The sequence below is a fragment of the Micrococcus sp. HMSC31B01 genome (assembly GCF_001816085.1).
Taxonomy (GTDB): domain Bacteria; phylum Actinomycetota; class Actinomycetes; order Actinomycetales; family Micrococcaceae; genus Micrococcus; species Micrococcus luteus.
The window spans coordinates 2449-4785 of sequence record NZ_KV825419.1 but is presented as its reverse complement, the minus strand read 5'-3'; the positions used below and the strand labels follow the sequence as shown (position 1 = coordinate 4785).

At 76.3% G+C, this 2337-nt stretch carries 2 protein-coding genes; both read left to right on the top strand.

Annotated elements, in window-relative coordinates:
• The coding region (gene aroA / locus HMPREF3105_RS11710; RefSeq protein ID WP_070709764.1) for a 3-phosphoshikimate 1-carboxyvinyltransferase at positions 1–1390 on the top strand (1390 nt) is incomplete at its 5' end.
• The coding region (locus HMPREF3105_RS11705; protein ID WP_246830385.1) for a ribosome small subunit-dependent GTPase A at positions 1390–2337 on the top strand (948 nt) is incomplete at its 3' end. The genes aroA and HMPREF3105_RS11705, both read left to right, overlap by 1 nt.

Here is a 2337-nt window from a genome sequence, read left to right as displayed (position 1 = left end):
CCGTCCCGACGCCGCCGAGACCTGGCCCGCGCCCGTGGCGCACGGCCCGGTGCGCGGAGAGGTGCGGCTGCCGGGATCGAAGTCGCTGACGAACCGGCACCTCGTGCTCGCCGCCCTCGCCGACGGCCCGTGCGTCCTGCACGGCGTCCTCGATTCGCGGGACGCGGCGCTGATGCGCACGGCGCTCACAGCGCTCGGGGCCCGGTTCGAGGCCCTGTCCGACGGCGGCCTGCGGGTGCACCCGATGCCGGTCGGCGAGCCGGTGGCCGGGGATGTCGCCGTGGACTGCGGACTGGCGGGGACGGTCATGCGCTTCGTCCCGTTCGTCGCCGCGCTGCGGCCCGGTCGGGTCCGCTTCGACGGCGACGCCGGCGCGCGCCTGCGCCCGATGGCCCCGGTCCTGGACGCGCTGCGCCAGCTCGGGGTGGCCGTCAACGAGGAGGGCGAGCCCGGTCGCCTGCCCTTCACGATGACGACCCGCGCGGACGCGACCACGGTGGCCCCCGACGGCGACGTGCCGGAGGTCGCGGTCGACGCCTCCGGCTCCTCCCAGTTCCTGTCCGCCGCGCTGCTGGCGGCCGCGGGGATGCCGCGCGGCCTCCGGCTGCGGCACACCGGGCAGACCGTGCCGAGTCCGGAGCACGTCGCGATGACCGTCGGGGTGCTGCGCGCGCTCGAGGTGGACGTCGCCGAGACGTCTCCCGGGGCGTGGACCGTGGCCCCGGGGCGCGTCCCGGCACACGAGGCGACCGTCGAGCCGGACCTGTCCAACGCGGGCCCCTTCCTGGCCGCCGCCGTGGCGACGGGCGGCTCCGTGACGGTGCCGGACTGGCCGACCCGCACGACGCAGATCGGCGACCGCTGGCGGCGGATCCTGCCGCAGTTCGGGGCGAGCGTGGCCCTCACGGTCGACCGCACGGATCGCTCCCGCGGCCGCCTCACGGTGACCGGGGCGGTCCACGACGACGGCACGCCCCGCATCACCGGCGCCGGTGAGATCGCGGACACGGCCGAGCTCGCCCCCACCGCGGCCGCGCTCGCACTGCTGGCCTCCGCGCCCACCCGCCTGACGGGGATCGGCCATCTGCGGGGCCATGAGACGGACCGGCTCGCCGCGCTCACCGCCGAGGCCGCCCGCCTGGGGGTCACCGTGGACGAGGGAGAGACGACGCTCGGCTTCCCGGGCACGGCCGCGTCGGGGCCGCTGTCGCCCGCCGCCCTCGAGACCTACCACGACCACCGGATGGCGACCTTCGCCGCCGTCGTCGGCCTGCGCGTGCCGGGGACCGGCATCGTGGACGTGGCGACCACCGCGAAGACGATGCCGGACTTCCCCGCACTGTGGACCGCACTCGTGGCACCCGGCGACGCGGCCGAGGAGGCCCGCTGATGGCCCGGCGCCTCGATCCCTCGGCATGGGACGAGTCCGATGTCCGGGTGCGCCCGTCCAAGCGTGGCACCCGCCCGCGCACCAAGGAGCGGCCCAAGCACGAGGACGCCGAGGTCGGCATGGTGACCACGGTGGACCGGGGCCGGTACGCCGTGGTGCTGCCCGATCGCCTGGACGAGCGGATCACGGCGATGCGCGCCCGCGAGCTGCGCCGCACGCCGATCGCCACGGGCGACCGGGTGGCCGTCGTCGGGGACCTCTCCGGGGACGAGGGCACGCTCGCGCGCATCGTCCGTGTCGAGGAGCGCAGCACGGTCCTGCGCCGGTCGGCGGACGACTCGGACGAGGTCGAGCGGGTGGTGGTGGCCAACGCCGACCTGCTGGTGATCATGGTGGCCGCGGCCAATCCGGAGCCCCGCACCGGCTTCATCGACCGCGCCCTCGTCGCCTGCTACGACGCCGGCATCCACCCGGTGCTCCTCATCACGAAGACCGACCTGCGTGATCCGGCCGCGCTGGTGGCGCACTACGAGGCGCTGGACCTGGAGGTGATGACCTCCGGTGCGGCGACCTTCGAGGCCGAGACCGGGGACACCGCCCTGGACGCCTCGCTCGTGGCCCGGGTGGCCGAGCGGCTGATCGGGCACACGAGCGCGTTCGTGGGGCCCTCCGGCGTCGGCAAGTCCACGCTGCTGAACGCGCTCACCGGCGCGGAACGGGCCACCGGCCACGTCAACGCCGTCACCGGCCGGGGCCGGCACACCTCCTCGTCCGCGCTCGCACTGCCGCTGACGGGCGACGACGGCGCCCCCCTGCCGGACACCTGGGTGGTGGACACCCCCGGCATCCGGTCCTTCGGGCTGGGCTGGGTCGAGCCGGACCGCGTGGTGGAGGCGTTCGACGACCTCGCCGGCGGGCTGGCGGACTGCCCGCGCGGCTGCACCCAC